Genomic DNA, 18068 nt, shown 5'->3' with positions numbered 1-18068 from the left:
TTCCTTTGCTCTCTATACTTAATGGTTGATTTTGGTGACAGGCGGGCGCTCCTCACGGCTGGTCCATAAGCCTCCTCGTTATGTACATTCCTACCAAGGTCAGCTTTTCCTGATGGAGTCGCCGCCTTCTGCTACAACCCACTCTAAAAACTACATGCTTCTTTAACAGAGCAATTTATTTCGGTTCACTTACTCATATTGAATAGCGTACGCCTGATAGCTTCCAAGCACATGCACATTGCAGCCGAGCGCTTCCATCTCAGCAAATGCTCCCGGCAAGAGCACCTTATCCATTCGCTGTTCAATATCAAGAATAAAGAAATAATGCCCAAGGCCCGTTTTTAACGGACGGGATTCAATTTTACTTAAATTGATATTCCGCCAGGAAAATGCAGACAGCACTTGATGCAATGCACCCGGCCGATCAGAAGGCAGTGTGATCACGACGGTCGTTTTATCACGAGGCCGAATAAGCGGAAGCGAGATGTCCTGTTCCTGTTTGGCAAGCACAAGAAAACGAGTATGGTTAAAATCATAATCGTGGATATTTACTCTGGCAATAGCCAAATCATACTCTTGGGCGGATAATTCATTGGCAATCGCCGCCAGCCGCTGTTCAGGATGCTCTTTTATATACTTTGCGGCGGCGGCTGTCGACGCCACCTGCTCGTGGGGAATATCCGGAAAATAACTATGTAAAAATTTGTGACATTGAGCAATAGCATGGGGATGAGAAAGGACTTTTTCTGTCTTTTGCCACTCATAGGCATATTCTTTATGTACGAGCAAATGCTGCTGAATTGGTTCCGTCACTTCTGCTACAATTTTTAAATCTGCCTCATGAAACAAATAATCAATTGTTAAATTTACTGTGCCTTCAAGCGTATTTTCAATTGGTACAACGGCAAAGTCCATATCTCCATTAATAACAGCATCCATACAAGCTGGAATCGTTGAATAAGGAACATGTTCCTCCGCCGGAAACGCATGGCGTACCGCTAAATTAGTGAAAGTAGCGGCGGGGCCTAAAAAAGCGATTTTTCGCAATGAGATCTACTCCTTACTAGAAAATTGGGACTATTTAGAATGAAAGAAGCCGGCTCTTATCCCCCTGAACCGAGAACTTCTACAGTATCGATGAACTCTAGCTTTTCCAGCTCTGCCAGCATATCATCCAGATCAATTGTCATATTACTTACATTTAACGAAAGAGTAACATTCGCTCTTCCTTGAAGAGGGATCGTCTGATGAATCGTTAAAATATTGCATTCATATTTAGCGACGAGCCCCAGCAATTCGGACAGCGTACCAGCTCGGTCTTCAAGATGGAAGAACAGAGTAATGATCCGTTCGGTGACAACCTTGTGAAAAGGAAAGACAGTATCACGATATTTGTAAAAAGCACTGCGGCTCAAATCAACCTTTTTTACTGCCTCCCAGATAGATTCCACCCGGTGTCGGTCAATCAGCTCTTTTGCCTCAAGCGTTTTTTTCATTGCTTCCGGCAACACATCTTCACGTACGAGATAAAATTTCCGTTCAAAATCCTTCTTAGCCACGACTCTCCCTCACTTAAAAGCGGAAGGCGCTTGATCTGCGCGCTAGGGGGTTGGAGGGAAGGCATCGGGAGTCGTTCTTTGACTCCCCAAGACTTTCCGAAACCACCGTACGCGCTAGCACCTGCAGCTAGATAAACTTAAAAGCGGAAGCGCCTCGTCAGCTGCGACAAGCATAAAGCAAATGGACGAAATGGCGCTTTTCTGCCATGCAGTCCATTTGTCTTATGACCTCGAGCAGCTAGGCGCTGCAGCTGGACAACTTAAAAGCGGAAGCGCCTCGTCAGCTGCGACAAGCATAAAGCGAATGGACGAAATGGCGCTTTTCTGCCATGCAGTCCATTTGTCTTATGACCTCGAGCAGCTAGGCGCTGCAGCTGGACAAAATTAAGACGGTTAAAACCCGTCCAATGCAAGACGGACGCCTCTGTGACCACTTGTGTCCCCTGGGCGTGACAGCTTACTCTGACTGAAACTATTAGCCGTTTTCCTTTTCCAATTACTCCACAAATTCAAATTCGTAATCAAGCAGACGAACGATATCGCCATCTTCTGCTCCCCGTTCGCGCAGTGCATCATCTACACCCATGGAACGGAGCTGGCGAGCAAAGCGACGAACAGAGTCTTCCCGAGAGAAATCTGTCATTTTAAACAGCTTTTCTACCTTCGCTCCACTTACTACGAACACTCCCGCTGAATCTCTTGTAATTAAGAATTCCGCCGGCTGATCTTCATGTTTGTACATCACACGATGGATGCCTTTTTCCTCCTCAAAATCGGCAAGAGGGAATTCTGGAGTTTTATCTACCATATCTGCTACAGCGAACAACAACTCTTTTAGTCCTTCACGGGTCACAGCGGAAATTGGGAAAACCGGCACTTCTTCACCTATCTTTTCTTTAAATGCTGCAAGGTTTTCCTCTGAGTCAGGCATATCCATCTTATTGGCCACAACAATTTGCGGACGCTCAGTCAGCCTTAAATTATATTCCTTCAATTCATTATTGATCGTTACATAGTCTTCGTACGGATCTCGCCCTTCCATGCCAGACATATCAATAACATGTACGATAACACGTGTCCGTTCAATATGGCGTAAAAATTGGTGGCCTAGCCCTACTCCCTCATGTGCACCTTCAATCAGTCCCGGAAGGTCTGCCATAACAAAACTGCGGCCATCTTCTGTTTCCACTACACCAAGATTTGGCACAATCGTTGTAAAGTGGTATTCAGCAATTTTAGGGCGGGCAGCAGAAACAACAGAAAGCAGGGTGGATTTTCCGACGCTTGGAAAACCGACAAGACCTACATCTGCCAATAGTTTTAACTCCATTACAATATAGCGTTCTTGACCCGGTTCTCCATTCTCGGACAATTCAGGAGCAGGGTTAGCTGGTGTAGCAAAGCGAGTGTTACCACGTCCGCCCCGTCCGCCTCTTGCAATAACGGCCCGCTGGCCGTGCTCGGTCAAATCAGCGATTACTTCTTTCGTGTCATCATCCATAACAACAGTGCCAGGAGGAACTTTTACAACCATATCGGTTGCATTTTTTCCATGCTGACTTTTGCTCATTCCATGCTCGCCACGCTGAGCTTTAAAATGACGCTGATAGCGGAAGTCCATAAGTGTTCTTAACCCTTCATCCACTTCGAAAACTACATCCGCGCCGTTGCCGCCATCGCCGCCAGCCGGTCCACCTTTTGGCACGTACTTTTCACGACGGAAAGCAACCATGCCATTCCCGCCGTCACCGCCTTTTACGTATACTTTTACCTGATCTACAAACATAAAATCCTCCTATTAATGAAGCTATGCATTTTGTGAAGCGTTCTATATGATTGCTTCAAAGAGCATTTCCTCTTCCGAGTGCACATGAATTTCATACCGTTTCACATGAGGCATGCTTAATATTTCTGCTAATTCGCTAGTTAACGCTTCTTCATTGGTTATTATCCCACTGAACTCAAAAAAGAAACGAATTCCTTCCTCTGCCTTTCCAATGGAGAGATACAAATGATTATCGGCATACGTTTCAATATAATTTTCAACCAACTGAAAAAGCGAAGATGTCCAGCATGCCAGACGGTGATCAGTTGCCCTCGTTGTTATATCCGTATCCAGCACTTCATATTCTAACTGAAAGGAGTGCGCTTCCCAATTAAATGTGATTAGTGTTTTTGCGAGCTCTGGCAAAGATAAATTGCATACATGAGCCTCCTGCTTTGCTTGCATAACCGCTCGTTCAATCACCCGCTCCGCTTCCTCTATTTTCCCAAGCGCAATATACCCTTTAATAAGCTGAATGTGATTCATCCAGTCATGTCGGGCGTGCTGAAGTGCTCGAATGATCGTCCAATTATTACTTTTCCTATCCACTGCACAGGTACCCCCCTTGTGCCAAACATAATGGAAGAAAAAGAAGGAGCTTCTGCCTTCTCATTCACCTGCGTTATTGGTAAATATACGTCCATAATCTTCCTGCCTGTTGTGGCTTTCCAATTAGTATAACAGAAATCGAGTGAATAGAGATAGCAAACACTTAAAAGCCTCTTCAAAATAACCATAAAGAAAGCTCTAACCGGTTGGTTAGAGCTTTCCACTTCCATTTTATCCAGCTTTTATTATTGAGCTGCAGGGTATACGCTCACTTTTTTCTTGTCACGGCCATAACGTTCAAAACGAACAACGCCGTCAACTTTTGCGAATAGAGTGTCGTCTCCACCACGGCCAACGTTTTCACCAGGGTAAATTTTTGTTCCACGTTGACGGTAAAGAATAGATCCGCCAGTTACGAACTGACCATCTGCACGCTTTGCGCCAAGACGCTTCGCTTCAGAGTCACGTCCGTTCTTTGTAGAACCAACCCCTTTTTTCGATGCGAAAAATTGAAGGTCTAATCTTAACATGAGTCTCACCTCCTGTTAGTGAAAAGTAATCTTTATATATTTGCTATACTCACGTTCAATCGTCTGTAAGGAAACAACCATTCCTTCAAGCAGCAACTGGACTTTTTCAGCCTCGTCCATCGGAAGATCCTCCGGAACAAGACAGCGAAGAAATCCGCCTTCTTTCCCTTGCTCGATCCCAAGCTTAGCATCAGTCAATGAAAGAATAGCATTAAGCACTCCGAAAGAGACAGCCGTCGCTCCTGCACATACGAGATCTTTTCCATGTTCAGCAAATTCTGCATGCCCCTCCATTGTGAAGGAAGTAATTCTTCCGGAAGGCTGCCTTATTACGTCTACCCGAATCATTGGATCATCGCCTTACGCGTTGATTTTTTCGATAACAACTTTAGTGTATGGCTGACGGTGGCCTTGTTTTCTGCGGTAGTTTTTCTTTGCTTTGAATTTGAAAACAGTAATTTTCTTTTGACGGCCTTGTTTTTCAACTTTAGCTGTAACAGTAGCACCATCAACAGTTGGGCTGCCTACTTTTACATTTTCACCGCCGACGAATAATACTTGATCAAACGTTACAGAATCACCTTCTGCAGCATCTAATTTTTCAATGTAGATAGCTTGACCTTCTTCTACTTTTACTTGTTTACCGCCAGTTTCGATAATTGCGTACATTCCCTGCACCTCCTTAATTACTCAGACTCGCCATTCGCAGGTGGTTTGCTAACAGCATACACTTATGACCTGGTATGAGCGGTTGTAGCACGGGTGCTACAAACAATAACATTAGAATCTTATCACTTTTGCTTTTTTATGTCAACTGCTTTTTATCAACATTCCCTTCGTTGATAGCTCCTTAACGCTGCCCGTTCTTATCATTTTTCCTATCGGCACTTGTCCATCGATCACGTTGTAAATAATCTTTTTATGAAGCATTTCCTGCAGCTTTTCATGGTACTTATACCTTTCACCAACAAAGGCCTCCATAACATCCGGCGTTACCTCTACAAGCACTGCCTCCTCCACATTTTTTATTAATTCAAACAAGTCTCTTTCAAGCGCAAAAGCGGCTGTTTCGGCACTGATGACCCGTCCGGTCCCCCGGCATGCTCGGCAAGGTACCGTTACTGTTTCTATGAGAGACGGCTTTGTTTTTTTACGGGTGATTTGCATGAGACCGAGAGAGGTAAACCCGCGGATGGATATTTGTTTTGAATCCTTCTTTGCCTCCCGCATAAATTCACTCTCAATCTCCCTGCGATCTGCTTCATTTTCCATGTCTATAAAATCAATGAGAATAATGCCACTAATGTCGCGTAAGCGCAGCTGACGGGCACTCTCTGTTGCCGCTTCCTTATTGGTTAAAAAAACCGTCTGCCGCTGACTACTTTTCCCAGTGAATTTCCCCGTATTCACGTCGATTACTGTCATAGCTTCTGTCCGATCAATAACGATAAATCCACCGCTCGGCAGCCAGATAATACGCTTTAATGAAAATTCGGCTGCATCCGGCAATCTGAATGCCGAAAATATATCCTGATCGGCTGAATGGAGAACAGTTGTCCAGCTTCCCCTTTCGAAGCGAAAATCTTCTTTAATATCCGACAAAAAAGCTACCTCATCGCAAATCAACTCTCCTTGCCCTAATTGGCTCATTCGCGCAAATAGCTCTTCTTTTAACTGCTGCTTTTCCATTAACAAAGCCGGCGCCTTGCTTTTCTCTGCTTTTTTAACGATCTGCTCATGCTGAAGGCGAAGATGCTTCCATTCGGCAAGCAGTGCTTCTTTCGAAGAATGGAAGGCAGCTGTCCGGAGAATCAGCCCCTCCCTTTCCTCCTTATACTCTTCTACCCACTTTATCCATTCACGGCGTTTCTTTTCATTATCCAGCTTTTTTGATAAAGCAATGTAATGTCCTGCCGGCAGATAAACAAGCAGCTCCCCCGGCCATTCAATAATGGCTGTTAATCGCGGCGCTTTCGCCTCTGATCCGTCTTTAATCACTTGAACGATGACCTTCTGGCCCTGGTGAACAAGTTCATCAATCGATTTATTTTGATGATTGGGAAAGTCATTGCGATGCAAATAAGCATTCTGTTCTAGCCCAATATTCACAAAACAAGCATTCATTCCTTTTTCTACCTTAGAAACAATTCCATAATAAATAAAGCCGACACGGGAAAGGTGTGACGGCTGAAAAACGTGAAACTGATCGGCTACTCCTTCTCTGACAACCGCCAATCTTTTTTCCCTGCCTTTTGCGCTGACAATCAACGTATTCATATCAGACCCGCTTTCCTCTTTTTGTTTCACTTTACTGCTGCAAGACACTTCCGTCAATCGACAGGCAATAAATCCTTCAGAAGGGAGTCTGTTTTCTTTTCTGAGAAATACGCATACAGTAATTCATTCTCGTCTAGCCGGCCTCGTTTTTCTCCTCCTTCTGTCACATAAATAATATGTTTGGCATTGCGTTGAAATCGTTCAAGCACATTCATGATTGGTTCTCCCGCTGGGACAGTGAGCGGCTTTAAGAAGGCGGCTGATCCTTTATTCCCGTAATGACGTTCGAGGAGAAAACGCATGAAAGCATAGCGTTTTTCCTTCCAGGCCCGCCACAGTGTCCATGCTAAATAAAAAAATAATGTCCATGCCTGCAAATGGAAAGGAAAAAAAAGAAAGGCGGTCATTTGCAGGCAGAATAGCAAGCATGCAGAGCATATAATAACAAGGCGAAAAGCAGACAAAAACGGCCTAGCCGCAGAAAAACTGAGCATTAGCAGCTTACCGCCGTCAAGTGGATAAACAGGCAGCAAATTAAACAGCAAAATAGCCAAGTTAATTTGCCAGAAAGCCTCATATATACTGGCAGGCAGAACCCCGCCTTCGTGTGCCAGCCAAGCTATTCCAAACAACCAAAGATGTTGGAGTGGCCCCGCCAGCACGACGAGCAATTCTTCCTTCAAGGGCCGATTTCCGTGCTCGTCCACCTCTGCTACCCCTCCAAATGGAAGAAGCACCACTTTTCTAATGCGCCATCCTAGTAGATGGGCAGCTAAAATATGGCCTAATTCGTGAATAACAATGACCGTAAACGCTAGTAGCAAGTGCAAAAAAGTCCCTGTTAAAATACAAACACCGGTGACTCCCCATAAAAGTGGATGGACATGAACATGTTTCATCCATTTACTCAAACGGAACCACCTCGTTTGGATCGATAAATACGTTATCACGCTTGATAGCTAAATAGAATTGCCCGCCATTTGCATTTTCTCCTGCTTCTGCTTTTGCAAGCGTACTTCCTGTTTTCACTCGTTCATAAGGCTGTACAGATATATTTGATAGATGACCATACCACGATTCACTATTATCAGCGTGTTGCAAAACTACTGTTTTTCCTAGCCCCTCCTTTTCACCAGTGAAAATAATCGTCCCCTCTTTAATAGCCTTTACCTCTTCAGCTGGTCCGGTCTCAACGAGAATCCCCTGACCGTTCGTTTGAAAGTCTTCCAAGATACGTCCTGACGCTGGCAAGGCGATTTCTGGAGAGGCATCGGGACTTTGTTTTTTATCCGTCCAGCCATCAGCCGTAAAAGGGAGCGGTTTTCCGAGCGTGTTTTCATACCAAGCAGCCGCTTTTGAAAAAGGAAATTCTTTTTCCATCGTCTTTTCCATCCATTCCCTTCCTTCTATAAAAACAGGAGAGGGGTGTTGAAACAAAATGGCAGTAGCTAACACTAATGCAGCCGCTGCTAGCCACTTAAATAAAAAACGATTCCAGCTAAACAATGGATGCAGTTGTTCTTTTTCTTCCGGCAGCGGAAACAGCTCCTTTTCTTCTTTCACGTATCCTTCCTCCTTTTCTACACAGGTTTGTACACTATATGAGTGACAGGCCTGATTAAGAAGAAAGAATTCACCTAATAAAAAAAGCCGTCTGCAGCTTCGCAGCTTGCAGACAGCCTCTTTCAACTAATGGAGCTATTTCGAACGAACGCCGAAAAACTTCTTTAAACGAGTAAAAAACCCTTCCTTTATGTCATCCAGCTGCTGAAGCGGGACAGATTCTCCAAGGATTCTTCTGGCAATGTTGCGGTAGGCGATAGATGCCCGATTGTTTGGATTGTGAGCAACCGGCTCGCCATTGTGTGAGGATTTAATAACCTCATCATCATCCACCACAATACCAAGCAGCTCAATCGACAAGTGTGCAGCTACTTCATCCACATCCAGCATATCCCCCTGCTGCATCATATGGTTACGTATCCGGTTAATAATCAGCTTGGGAGGTTCCATTCCTTCTTCTTTTTCTAACAATCCAATGACCCTATCGGCATCACGGACGGCAGATTTTTCAGGAGTGGTGACGACAATCGCCTTATTAGCTCCGGCCACAGCGTTTTTGTAGCCCTGCTCAATTCCAGCTGGGCAATCTATTAAAATATAATCAAATTCCTGCTTCAATTCTTCCATTAGTTTTTTCAGTTGTTCAGGCTGGACCGCCGACTTATCTGTTGTCTGGGCCGCCGGCAGCAGATAAAGCAAATCATTGAAACGCTTATCTTTTACAAGCGCCTGATGAGTCTTACAACGCCCTTCTACCACGTCTACCAAATCATAAATAATCCGGTTCTCAAGCCCCATCACGACATCTAAGTTTCTAAGCCCGATATCTGTATCAACTAAACAAACCTTTTTCTCTTGCAGTGCAAGTGCGGTGCCTAAATTGGCCGTAGTCGTTGTTTTGCCGACCCCGCCTTTTCCAGATGTAATAACTATAGCCTCACCCACTGTGCTTTCCCCCTTTAAACGTAGAAATTCCCGGTCTCAGATGCTTGAGCACCTGCAAGCGGTCAACCACAATCTGGTTAGAATCATCTATGTAAGCGCACTCCGTCTCATAGCCTTCCTCTTCCTCATAACGGTCAGGTGCGCGATTAAAATAACGGCTGATTCTAAGTTGAGACGGCATCATCCGGCTGGCAGCGATCACAGCCATTTCGTCTCCATAACAGCCGGCATGGGCCATTCCTTTTAAAGCGCCCATGATGAAAATATTTCTTCCGGCTCTTACTGTTCCACCAGGATTGACATCGCCGATCAGCAATAAATCACCGGGAACCTCAAGTACCTGCCCAGAGCGGATTCTTCCTGTATAGGAAACAATCTCGCTTTCCTCCTTCCAGCGAATAGCCTCTTCCATTGTCATCACATTAGATTTAACCGATTCAACAGCAAGATGCTCGCGCTGGTTAATTAAATTTTTTATTTCTTCTATTTCTTTATCTAATAAATAGCGGTTTCCCGCCTGAACAGTGACTGTAAGGAGAGAACCGTGCTCTTGGCCACTAACGGCATCCATTTTATCTTTTAGTTCCTGCAGCAATTCATCGTATGCACATTTGTCATTCAAATGCAGCGTGAGCCCATCTTTTGTCCCTTTAATGACAACGTTCTGTTTTGTTTTCATAGCACGAAATTCACCTCTGTTGTCCAATTAATTCGACAAGCCTTCTCCTGATTCCTCTTTTTCCATTCCTATGAAGCTAGTCATTGTAAATGCGCTGAAGCTTCTCAAAAGCATTTTTTAGCGGAAATGCTAGAAGAATATAAAAGATAAGATTTAAAAGTAAAGTTGGTCCCAAGCGAATCGACATAAATTGTGTTAAGTCTATATCAGTCCGCTTAATCAGCACATTTAGCTGGAATAAAATCAATTCCAACAAAAAGGCCCCAAACAAAACAATAAAACCAAGAATAAATAAATTGTTTTGCAGAACTTTTACAAGCTTCGATACAATATACACAACAAGAGGCAGGAAGAACATATAAGCCCCTAGTATCCCCGTGTAGAAAATATCAAAGAGAAAACCAAAGAGAAAACCATATTTAATTGCTGTATTACGGTCAAAGAAAACGGCCATCAGCAGCAAACCGATGACAAAAAAGCGTGGGGTGATTACATATTTGCCATCAAACGCCGTTTCCGGGAATACAGTAAGAAACAAGCTGTCACTATAAAAGAGGACAATCATTAGGAGAGGAAGATAAAGCCGTTTCACAAGTTCCCCTCCTCAACAAGAACCTGTTTGCGCTCTTCCTTTTCTGGAAGAACTGTTGTCATGCTGCGTTTTGTAACCATCACATGCTCAAGATCATTGAAAGAAGCCGCTGGTTTGATAAGGGCTGTTTGTGTCAAGCCGAACTCATCAGGGACCATTTCTTCGATCTTCCCAATAATTAAGCCTTCCGGAAAAACACCGCCTTTACCAGAAGTCATAACGAGCATTCCTTTTTTCACTTTAGAATCATAGGGAACTTTCGTCATAAGCAATGCTTTCTTCTCTTTATCATAGCCTTCAATTACTCCAAAAACATCGTTCTTTCCTTGAATGACGGCTGATACACGATTTCTTGAATCGTGGGCGCTCAACAACTGAACAGTCGATGTGAATTTTGATGTACTCTGCACTTTACCGATCAAACCTTGAGCAGTAATGACAGCCATATTAGGCTCGACGCCGGTCGCTTCTCCCTGATCAATGGTGATAACGTCATACCAACGGTCCGGATTGCGGGCAATCACGGTCGCCTGTACTGGCTCGTAATCTGCTAAACTCTTCTTTTTATCAAGCACTTTTCGAAGTTCCTGATTGTCCTTTTGAAGACGGGCAACATCACTTTCGAGCTGGGCAGTCTTATCAATTCTTGCTCGTAGCTCTTTGTTCTCCTCGTATGTATTCCGCAAGTCTTTAATTTCATCAAAAAAACCTGCGAAGCTGTTGGCAGGTTTAGACACCGCTGCTTGTCCCAAACCGACAATGTCTTTGACGAATTGCTCCGGCCAGGATAAATTCTCCCTATCGCGAAGAGAAAAACCAATTAAAGCGACAAGAACAATAATGCTTCCAAGTAAAATGATCAGACGCTTATTTGTAAAAAATTGTGGCATATACTCCACCTCTGTTTGTTTGCATTAAGTTAGAATCCGGCAGCTGTCAGCTGCTGCCGGATAAATGAAAAGAGAAAACGCCCGTCCAGTCCTAACAAGCGCAGGAGAAGACTGTATCTCATAGCTGTATTTAGGCTGGAAAGGCCAAGCCAGTTGTTCTAGAAATAGCAACTGCATGAAAAATATAAAAGGCGCTTGTTCAGAGAGAACAATATCCTCCCACTCTTCTTCAGCCATGATGCTGTTAGATCATGTTTGTTTTTATTTATTTTTATTTTTGAACAAATCAATATGATCGAGTGCCATTCCCGTCCCGATTGCTACACAATCAAGCGGATTTTCTGCAATAATCACTGGCATATTCGTTTCTTTGCTAATTACTTTATCCAGATTACGAAGCAATGCACCGCCGCCTGTAAGGACAATTCCCCGATCCATAATGTCTGCTGCTAGCTCCGGTGGCGTTTGCTCTAATGTACTTTTTACCGTATCTACAATAGCAGTTACTGTGTCTTTTAGGGCATCAGCAATTTCCTCGCCAGTAATTTCAATTGTTTTTGGCAATCCTGTTAACAGGTCGCGGCCACGAATTTCCATGCTTGGCAATTGCTCGAAATCGCCGGCCGAGCCAATTTCCATTTTAATTGTCTCAGACGTTCTGTCACCAATCAATAGGTTATACTGTTTGCGAATATATGCGACGATCGCATCGTCCATTTCATCTCCTGCTGTACGAAGAGATTGGCTTGTCACAATGCCGCCAAGTGAGATAATAGCTACTTCTGTTGTTCCGCCGCCAATATCAACGACCATGCTGCCTGTCGGTTCCCAAACAGGAAGGTTAGCACCAATAGCAGCCGCGAACGGTTCTTCAATAGTATAAGCGTCGCGGGCACCCGCTTGGCGAGTAGCATCGATAACAGCCCGTTCTTCAACGGCTGTAATGCCGGATGGTACACAAACCATTACATATGGCTTACTGGAAAGCAAACCTTTTCCATTTTTTGTTGCTTGTTTTAAATAATATTTAATCATTGTGGCTGTTGTTTCATAATCAGCAATTACCCCATCTTTCATAGGGCGCGTAGCTATTACATTCCCCGGTGTACGGCCAATCATTTTTTTAGCATCGTTTCCAACGGCCACAATTTGTTTCGTATCCGTCTGTAATGCCACAACCGATGGCTCACGTACAACGACACCCTTTCCTTTAGCATAAACGAGCGTATTAGCCGTTCCTAAGTCTATTCCAAGATCTCGGCTTCCAATTCCAAACATACAAGTATCTCCCTTTCTCGGTCCATTACTTTTATCATGATTGATTTGACATTATTCTTTTATTTTTCGACAAAAACAACTAGGAAAAATCATAACTTATATTATAACCGAAGGAAAAAAAAAATCCTAGCGTTATAAATAGCCTTTTTCTTTTAAACTGACGAATTTCTTCTCTCCGATAATTAAATGATCAAGCAGTTCAATGCCAAGGATTTTGCCGCATTCAGCTAATCTCTTAGTCACATCAATATCTTCCCTGCTTGGCTGGGGATCACCGGATGGATGATTGTGAATACAGATAATAGAAGCAGCAGATCGGCGAAAAGCCTCTTTGAACACTTCACGAGGGTGAACAATAGAAGCATTTAAACTACCAATAAATAAAGTCTGCTTGTGGAGAACTTGATTTTTAGTGTTCAAATACAAGCAAACAAAATGTTCCTGGGTAAGAAATCTCATTTCTTCCATGACATAATCGGCCCCATCTTCCGGTGAGCGAATGACATAACGCTCCTCAAATCTCAGCTGACTGACACGCCTTCCAAGCTCAAGCGCAGATATAATTTGTATAGCTTTTGCTTCACCAATACCTTTAATGGAGGTCATTTCTTCGAGAGAGGCTTCTTTTAACAAGCGGAGGCCTTCAAACGTTTGCAAAAGACGGTTAGCCAGTTGCAGAACGGATTCATCTTTTGTTCCAGTCCGTAAAATAATAGCGAGGAGTTCATGGGTGGACAGGCTGGCTGCACCGTAGGCAACCAGCCGTTCCCGTGGACGCTCTTCTGCCGGAACGTCGCGGATCATAAATGTTTCTTTCGACATACTTTTCTCCTTTCGACCTTTCAGGAAGGAAAGAAGAAAGCGGCACCTTGCCAGCCGAGTCGTCTTAGATGCCTATATAGGGAAGAAATCGGCAGGCCGACAACAGAGAAATAGTCACCATCAATTTTTTTCACCAGAATGGCACCTGCTCCTTGAATACCATATGCACCGGCTTTATCGAATGGTTCATCTGTCTCTAAATAGCCGTTGATCTCTTCTTCTGTAAGCTCCCAAAAAGTGACTTTTGTTTTTTCATAAAATAGGTATTCATCTGCTCCATGCCTTACAGCCACTCCTGTACATACAGCATGCGTACGGCCAGAAAGACGCTGAAGCATATCTCTTGCTTCCTTTCGATTCTGCGGCTTGCCTAAAATTTCCCCATCGAGGGTAACAACTGTATCCGCTCCGATAATAAAACTATCTTCATGATTTGCTGCGACTGCAGCGGCTTTGATGGAAGCTAAATGCATAACGGCTTCTTCCGGAGTCATTCCAGAGGGGATCGTTTCATCAGCATGGCTTACTTTCACAGTAAACGACAAGCCGATTTGTTCGAGGAGTTCTTTCCGTCTTGGGGAGCCCGAAGCTAAAATTAACTGCGTCAAATCGATTCACCTATCTTTCAAAAATAAGGGAGATACATCGTTATCATATCAAAAGTGCCAAAACACTACAAACTTTTAAAGCAGGCTTAACGAGCAAATATTTATCAACAGGTTCTACGTATAATCTCTTAGTTTCACCAAAAATAAAAGGATGCCTTAGCATCCTTCAAGCAAATATGACTGGGCGAGTTGCCAAAAGTGAAGAATTGGCTAGAATGCTTAAGCACCCCTATTGACTATAAACAGCTAAAAAAGCCAGAAGCTTCTCCTGCGCAGCTTTGGCAGCTTGCGGCTGATTGCTTTTGGCTTCAGTTAACGCTCCTGTCAGCAACTTTTTCAATTCGGCGGATGTTTCATCGCTCGGCTCTACTTTCACAGCGTCTAATTTACTTTCCGCCTCCTTAAGTTTATTCTTATCCGCTTCCAGTCCGGCAGCTTTTTTGCCACTCTCTTCCGCAATACTTGAAAATAAGGCAGCCATTTCTCCAGATGATTCTTCAAGCTTTTTAGAAGGCGAAATCGCCAATTGCTTTGTATAAGTGTCCGCTCCGGCTGTGCCATATATACCTTCAATCAACTTTGCTGTTTCGATCGTGGAGGAAGCAGCAAGTAAGATAAGATATTGGCCGTTTTGCAATACTGCTTCAGCAGGCAGGCCTAAGTCACTCATTTTTTGTTTCATAGAATTAGCTCCATCTTCCGTCGAAAAAACCCCTCCTTGAACAACAGCGGTCTCTATTGAAAAGAGCGAGTTCTTCTCACTTTTTGCGGATGGGGCAGCTTTCGGCGTAGTTACTTCTCTTTCCTTCACAGGTTTTTCTTCTTTTAAAATAGCTTGCGGTCGTCCCTCTTCCTTTTGAGTGACAACTTTCACTAATGCGTAGCCAAGCAATACACCAACAATGACAGCACTCATTACAATAATAAAGAGCTTGCCAGTTGCCCGTTTAGCTGTAGTTTTTTGCATCGTTGCATATTGTTCGATTACATCGGCTTTCTGCTCTCCTTCTTCAGGAAACAACCATTGGAACTCCTCTTCTTCTTTTTTTGGCTCAATGGCAGCCGCACTCTCTTTTTTTCCATTTTTCCACTCTGGCCCAATAAACTCTTTTTTTTGTTTACTGCCGATTGTTAAGAATATTCCTTCTGGTTTTTTTGGCTTATCCTTGTCCATCATTTGCGACCATCCTTCCGCCTACTTTGAAGTTGCCTTCATGCTAACACAGCAAATAAAAAAAAGAACAAGACTTTTGTCGTCCTGTCCTGGAAAAATTTCGGCAATCTTTTTATCCTCTATAATTAATAAGCTGAAGGTACCAGTGAATGAGTATTTCGCCATAAAATAGTTCAGCGAGCGTGGCGAGCGCAATAAATGGTGCAAAGGGCATTGGCTTGCCTTTTTTTATAATGTGAAACATCATAAGCACTACACCACAGACAGCCCCTAATGCACATGAAAGAAAGAAAATAACTAGCACTTTCTTCAAGCCGCTCAATAAGCCAATGACACCAAACAATTTAATATCTCCTCCCCCCATGCCGCCTTTTGATACAAGAGAAACCAGCAAAGGTATGAAAAAGCCTACCGCACCGCCCACAAACATGTCCCACCAAGGCTCAAGCGGATGAAAGGTCCTTCCTATCAAAAAGAGAAATAAAAAAATGAACAGTACTTTGTCGGGGATAACCATGTAAGTAAGGTCTGAAACAATAATAATAAGAAGAAGAGACATAAGTATTAAAGCAATGAAAAAGTCTGCCGTCAGTCCAAACGACATATACGCGCACCAAAACAAGAGGGCTGTAACGAATTCTATCAGAGGATAGAGAGGAGATATTCTTATCCTGCATACGCGGCACCTTCCTCTTTGCCATACATAAGAGAACACCGGTATAAGCTCCGCAAAATGCAGCTTATGATTGCATCTAGGGCAAGCACTGTGCGGCCAGAAAAGCGATTGGCCTTTCGGTACACGCAAGCCAACGACGTTAAAAAATGAACCAAATACAAAACCATACATTAAAACAAACAATTCTATCATTCTGTCTTGGCAGCTACTTCCACTGCTTGGGACCCATATCTTTTTCTCATTTGAGGCATGACTGTTCCTCCTATTTTAATTTTATGGATAACCAACCACAAGTTTTTCAACTCCTTTTTTACATGTTCAACCTTTAACTAAAAGGTTTTCTTACTTGCTCAAAAGCAGTGACTACCAGTCCAGCAGACTGCTTGCTCGCTGCTTCATTCTTGGAATGCAGAGTGTGAAAAGATCGTTTAAAGATAGGCTTGAAGGGGATCAGTGAAAATAAATCGGTGGGGAGATGGAGCTTGGAGGAGAAGATCTTTATATTCTTGTCTATATTCTATTATACTGATATGCCTTCTACTTTTACAGAATATTTTGATAAAAGGAAGGAGTTCACTTAAAAAGTTGCCGTGCAGAAAACTTGTCACTGTTGTTCGTAAACTAAAATAAAAAGTTTTTACATAGAAAAAGGCAACCCCCGTTTTAAACAAAAGAAGTTGCCGATCTCTATTATTTTTCTTTTATAAATTTCTTTACACTTGAAATGAAATAAAGAGAGCCTGTTACAATCAGTACTTCATTTTCTTTTGCTGTTGTCTGAAACTCCTCAATAAACCGTTGCCAATCCTCTATCCACATTTGATTTTCTAAAAAAGCTTGAAACTCTTTTTTGCCAGCCGCCCGCGGAAAGTCAAAACTTGTGAAGGCCATTCGATGAGCTGCCTGCTTTAAAATAGCTATCATTTCATCTAATTTTTTATCCCTCATGCCGGCAAATAAGGCAGTGATTCTCTTGTCAGGAAAACGCTCAGCAAGCGATGCAACAAGCGCCTTCATTCCTTCCGGGTTATGAGCGCCATCTAACAGAACGACGGGCTGCTCCATGGCATACTCCATTCTCCCTGGCCAGCTCACTGATTGTAGACCAGCACGAATATGTTCTTCTTCCACTAGAAACGCGTAAAAAGTACGTAAATATAAAATAGCCATCACGGCTGTTGCCGCGTTTTCTGTTTGATGAAGGCCATTTAAACCTGTTGGCAAGTCTCTCATATTGGCAAAAACAGATTCAAAATGGAACATTTCTCCTTGAGGCAATGACCTTTGCCAGTCTGCCTTGAATTGCTCTCCCAGCTGATAAACAGCAGACTTCACTTCTTTGGCACGCTGTTGAATAATTTCACGAGCCGCCTCCTGTTTCACACCGCTAACAACTGGTGCCCCATTTTTTATAATTCCAGCTTTCTCGAAAGCAATCGCTTCAAGTGTATCTCCTAAAAACTGCATATGGTCCATGCCAATTGTGGTAATCACAGACAACAATGGCTGAATCACATTTGTTGAATCTAATCGGCCGCCAAGCCCCACTTCAAACAAAACGATATCAACAGGGCGAATCCAGGCAAAATAATAAAGAGCCATCGCCGTAATCACTTCGAATTCACTCGGACTGCCCAATTCTGTTTTTTCCAATTCCTCTGCCAACGGCTTGATCACAGCAGTTAATTTCATAATTTCCTCGTCACTGATTGCCTCACCGTTCACGCTAATCCGCTCATTGAACTGTTCTATATATGGCGAGGTGAATGTTCCTACTTCATATCCCGCTTCCTGCAGCATAGAACGCATCATAGCAACAGTCGATCCTTTGCCATTCGTCCCCCCAATATGGACGGCACGCAGATGATGCTCCGGGTGATTCATTCTCTCCATAAGCCACTCCATTCGCTTCAAGCCGGGCTTAATGCCAAGCTGAAGCCGGCTATGAATCCAATCGATCGCTTCTTCATATGTATTCATCTTCTCTCTCTCCCTTCGATTCTGTTTTTAACATATTGGCCAAATTTTATGGTTTACTGACTTGGTTAATAAATTTGCTTGCTGAGCTCTGTGAAAAAGACGAATCTGCCCCCGGCAGATT

General features: G+C 43.4%; 21 protein-coding genes, 1 pseudogene and 1 other annotated feature. Of the genes and pseudogenes, 1 reads left to right on the top strand and 21 read right to left on the bottom strand.

Features of this window, described 5'->3' with window-relative positions; all coding sequences use genetic code 11:
* Window positions 1-189: 189 nt before the first annotated feature.
* Window positions 190-1047 (bottom strand): prephenate dehydratase, encoded by an 858-nt coding sequence (gene pheA, locus MKZ02_RS08940; protein WP_340853132.1) that lies wholly within the window; start codon window positions 1045-1047, stop codon window positions 190-192.
* Window positions 1048-1103: 56 nt separating this feature from the next.
* Complete coding sequence (locus MKZ02_RS08935; protein WP_120033407.1) at window positions 1104-1559, bottom strand: ACT domain-containing protein; 456 nt, start codon at window positions 1557-1559, stop codon at window positions 1104-1106.
* A gap of 181 nt (window positions 1560-1740) precedes the next feature.
* Between MKZ02_RS08935 and MKZ02_RS08930 the strand changes: the two genes are divergently transcribed.
* On the top strand, window positions 1741-1947 hold the full coding sequence (locus tag MKZ02_RS08930; protein WP_340853129.1) for a hypothetical protein: 207 nt from the start codon (window positions 1741-1743) through the stop codon (window positions 1945-1947).
* Between the two features lie 108 nt (window positions 1948-2055).
* Here the strand turns inward: MKZ02_RS08930 and obgE are convergent, their stop codons facing one another.
* The 19 genes and pseudogenes from obgE to MKZ02_RS08835 form a co-directional block, all read right to left on the bottom strand.
* On the bottom strand, window positions 2056-3345 hold the full coding sequence (gene obgE, locus MKZ02_RS08925; protein ID WP_340853128.1) for a GTPase ObgE: 1290 nt from the start codon (window positions 3343-3345) through the stop codon (window positions 2056-2058).
* Between the two features lie 42 nt (window positions 3346-3387).
* A complete protein-coding gene (locus MKZ02_RS08920; RefSeq protein ID WP_340853127.1) occupies window positions 3388-3933 on the bottom strand; it encodes a Spo0B C-terminal domain-containing protein in 546 nt (181 codons plus the stop codon).
* Window positions 3934-4178: 245 nt separating this feature from the next.
* Window positions 4179-4463, bottom strand: a complete 285-nt coding sequence (rpmA, locus tag MKZ02_RS08915) for a 50S ribosomal protein L27 (protein ID WP_049663432.1) — start codon at window positions 4461-4463, stop codon at window positions 4179-4181.
* Between the two features lie 15 nt (window positions 4464-4478).
* Window positions 4479-4811, bottom strand: a complete 333-nt coding sequence (locus tag MKZ02_RS08910) for a ribosomal-processing cysteine protease Prp (protein WP_340853122.1) — start codon at window positions 4809-4811, stop codon at window positions 4479-4481.
* A gap of 12 nt (window positions 4812-4823) precedes the next feature.
* Complete coding sequence (gene rplU, locus MKZ02_RS08905) at window positions 4824-5132, bottom strand: 50S ribosomal protein L21 (RefSeq protein WP_120033422.1); 309 nt, start codon at window positions 5130-5132, stop codon at window positions 4824-4826.
* A 13-nt stretch (window positions 5133-5145) separates the two neighbouring features.
* Window positions 5146-5226, bottom strand: a sequence feature (ribosomal protein L21 leader region).
* Between the two features lie 47 nt (window positions 5227-5273).
* The gene (locus tag MKZ02_RS08900; RefSeq protein WP_340853120.1) at window positions 5274-6740 is read right to left on the bottom strand and encodes an Rne/Rng family ribonuclease; all 1467 of its coding nucleotides are present in this window, start codon (window positions 6738-6740) and stop codon (window positions 5274-5276) included.
* Window positions 6741-6793: 53 nt separating this feature from the next.
* A complete protein-coding gene (locus MKZ02_RS08895) occupies window positions 6794-7651 on the bottom strand; it encodes a M50 family metallopeptidase (RefSeq protein WP_340853118.1) in 858 nt (285 codons plus the stop codon).
* Window positions 7644-8303 (bottom strand): M23 family metallopeptidase, encoded by a 660-nt coding sequence (locus tag MKZ02_RS08890; protein ID WP_340853116.1) that lies wholly within the window; start codon window positions 8301-8303, stop codon window positions 7644-7646. The genes MKZ02_RS08895 and MKZ02_RS08890 overlap by 8 nt, the downstream gene beginning before the upstream one ends.
* A gap of 135 nt (window positions 8304-8438) precedes the next feature.
* Complete coding sequence (gene minD, locus MKZ02_RS08885) at window positions 8439-9248, bottom strand: septum site-determining protein MinD (protein ID WP_120033432.1); 810 nt, start codon at window positions 9246-9248, stop codon at window positions 8439-8441.
* Window positions 9241-9927 (bottom strand): septum site-determining protein MinC, encoded by a 687-nt coding sequence (minC, locus tag MKZ02_RS08880; RefSeq protein ID WP_120033435.1) that lies wholly within the window; start codon window positions 9925-9927, stop codon window positions 9241-9243. Before minC ends, minD begins: the two co-directional genes overlap by 8 nt.
* A 76-nt stretch (window positions 9928-10003) precedes the next feature.
* Window positions 10004-10519 (bottom strand): rod shape-determining protein MreD, encoded by a 516-nt coding sequence (mreD, locus tag MKZ02_RS08875; protein WP_340853114.1) that lies wholly within the window; start codon window positions 10517-10519, stop codon window positions 10004-10006.
* Window positions 10516-11409, bottom strand: coding sequence for a rod shape-determining protein MreC (mreC, locus tag MKZ02_RS08870; protein ID WP_340853112.1), 894 nt, complete (start codon window positions 11407-11409; stop codon window positions 10516-10518). Before mreC ends, mreD begins: the two co-directional genes overlap by 4 nt.
* 261 nt (window positions 11410-11670) lie before the next feature.
* Window positions 11671-12687 (bottom strand): rod shape-determining protein, encoded by a 1017-nt coding sequence (locus tag MKZ02_RS08865; RefSeq protein WP_120033448.1) that lies wholly within the window; start codon window positions 12685-12687, stop codon window positions 11671-11673.
* Window positions 12688-12819: 132 nt separating this feature from the next.
* Window positions 12820-13509: a RadC family protein gene (gene radC, locus MKZ02_RS08860; protein ID WP_340853109.1), complete on the bottom strand. Its 690-nt coding sequence runs from the start codon at window positions 13507-13509 to the stop codon at window positions 12820-12822.
* Window positions 13510-13529: 20 nt separating this feature from the next.
* Complete coding sequence (locus MKZ02_RS08855) at window positions 13530-14117, bottom strand: Maf family protein (RefSeq protein WP_120033454.1); 588 nt, start codon at window positions 14115-14117, stop codon at window positions 13530-13532.
* Between the two features lie 229 nt (window positions 14118-14346).
* Window positions 14347-15294, bottom strand: coding sequence for a hypothetical protein (locus MKZ02_RS08850; RefSeq protein WP_340853108.1), 948 nt, complete (start codon window positions 15292-15294; stop codon window positions 14347-14349).
* 109 nt (window positions 15295-15403) lie between these two features.
* Entirely contained in the window at window positions 15404-15895 is a 492-nt protein-coding gene (locus tag MKZ02_RS08845; protein WP_340856364.1) for a prepilin peptidase, read from the bottom strand.
* Between the two features lie 3 nt (window positions 15896-15898).
* Window positions 15899-16138: pseudogene (locus MKZ02_RS08840) on the bottom strand (prepilin peptidase); the annotation flags it as partial.
* Between the two features lie 519 nt (window positions 16139-16657).
* Window positions 16658-17947 (bottom strand): bifunctional folylpolyglutamate synthase/dihydrofolate synthase, encoded by a 1290-nt coding sequence (locus tag MKZ02_RS08835; protein ID WP_340853107.1) that lies wholly within the window; start codon window positions 17945-17947, stop codon window positions 16658-16660.
* Window positions 17948-18068: the final 121 nt, after the last annotated feature.

Origin of the sequence: Pseudobacillus sp. FSL P4-0506 (genome assembly GCF_038003025.1) — a bacterium.
GTDB lineage: Bacteria > Bacillota > Bacilli > Bacillales > Domibacillaceae > Pseudobacillus.
This window is presented reverse-complemented; position numbering and strand designations above follow the sequence as displayed.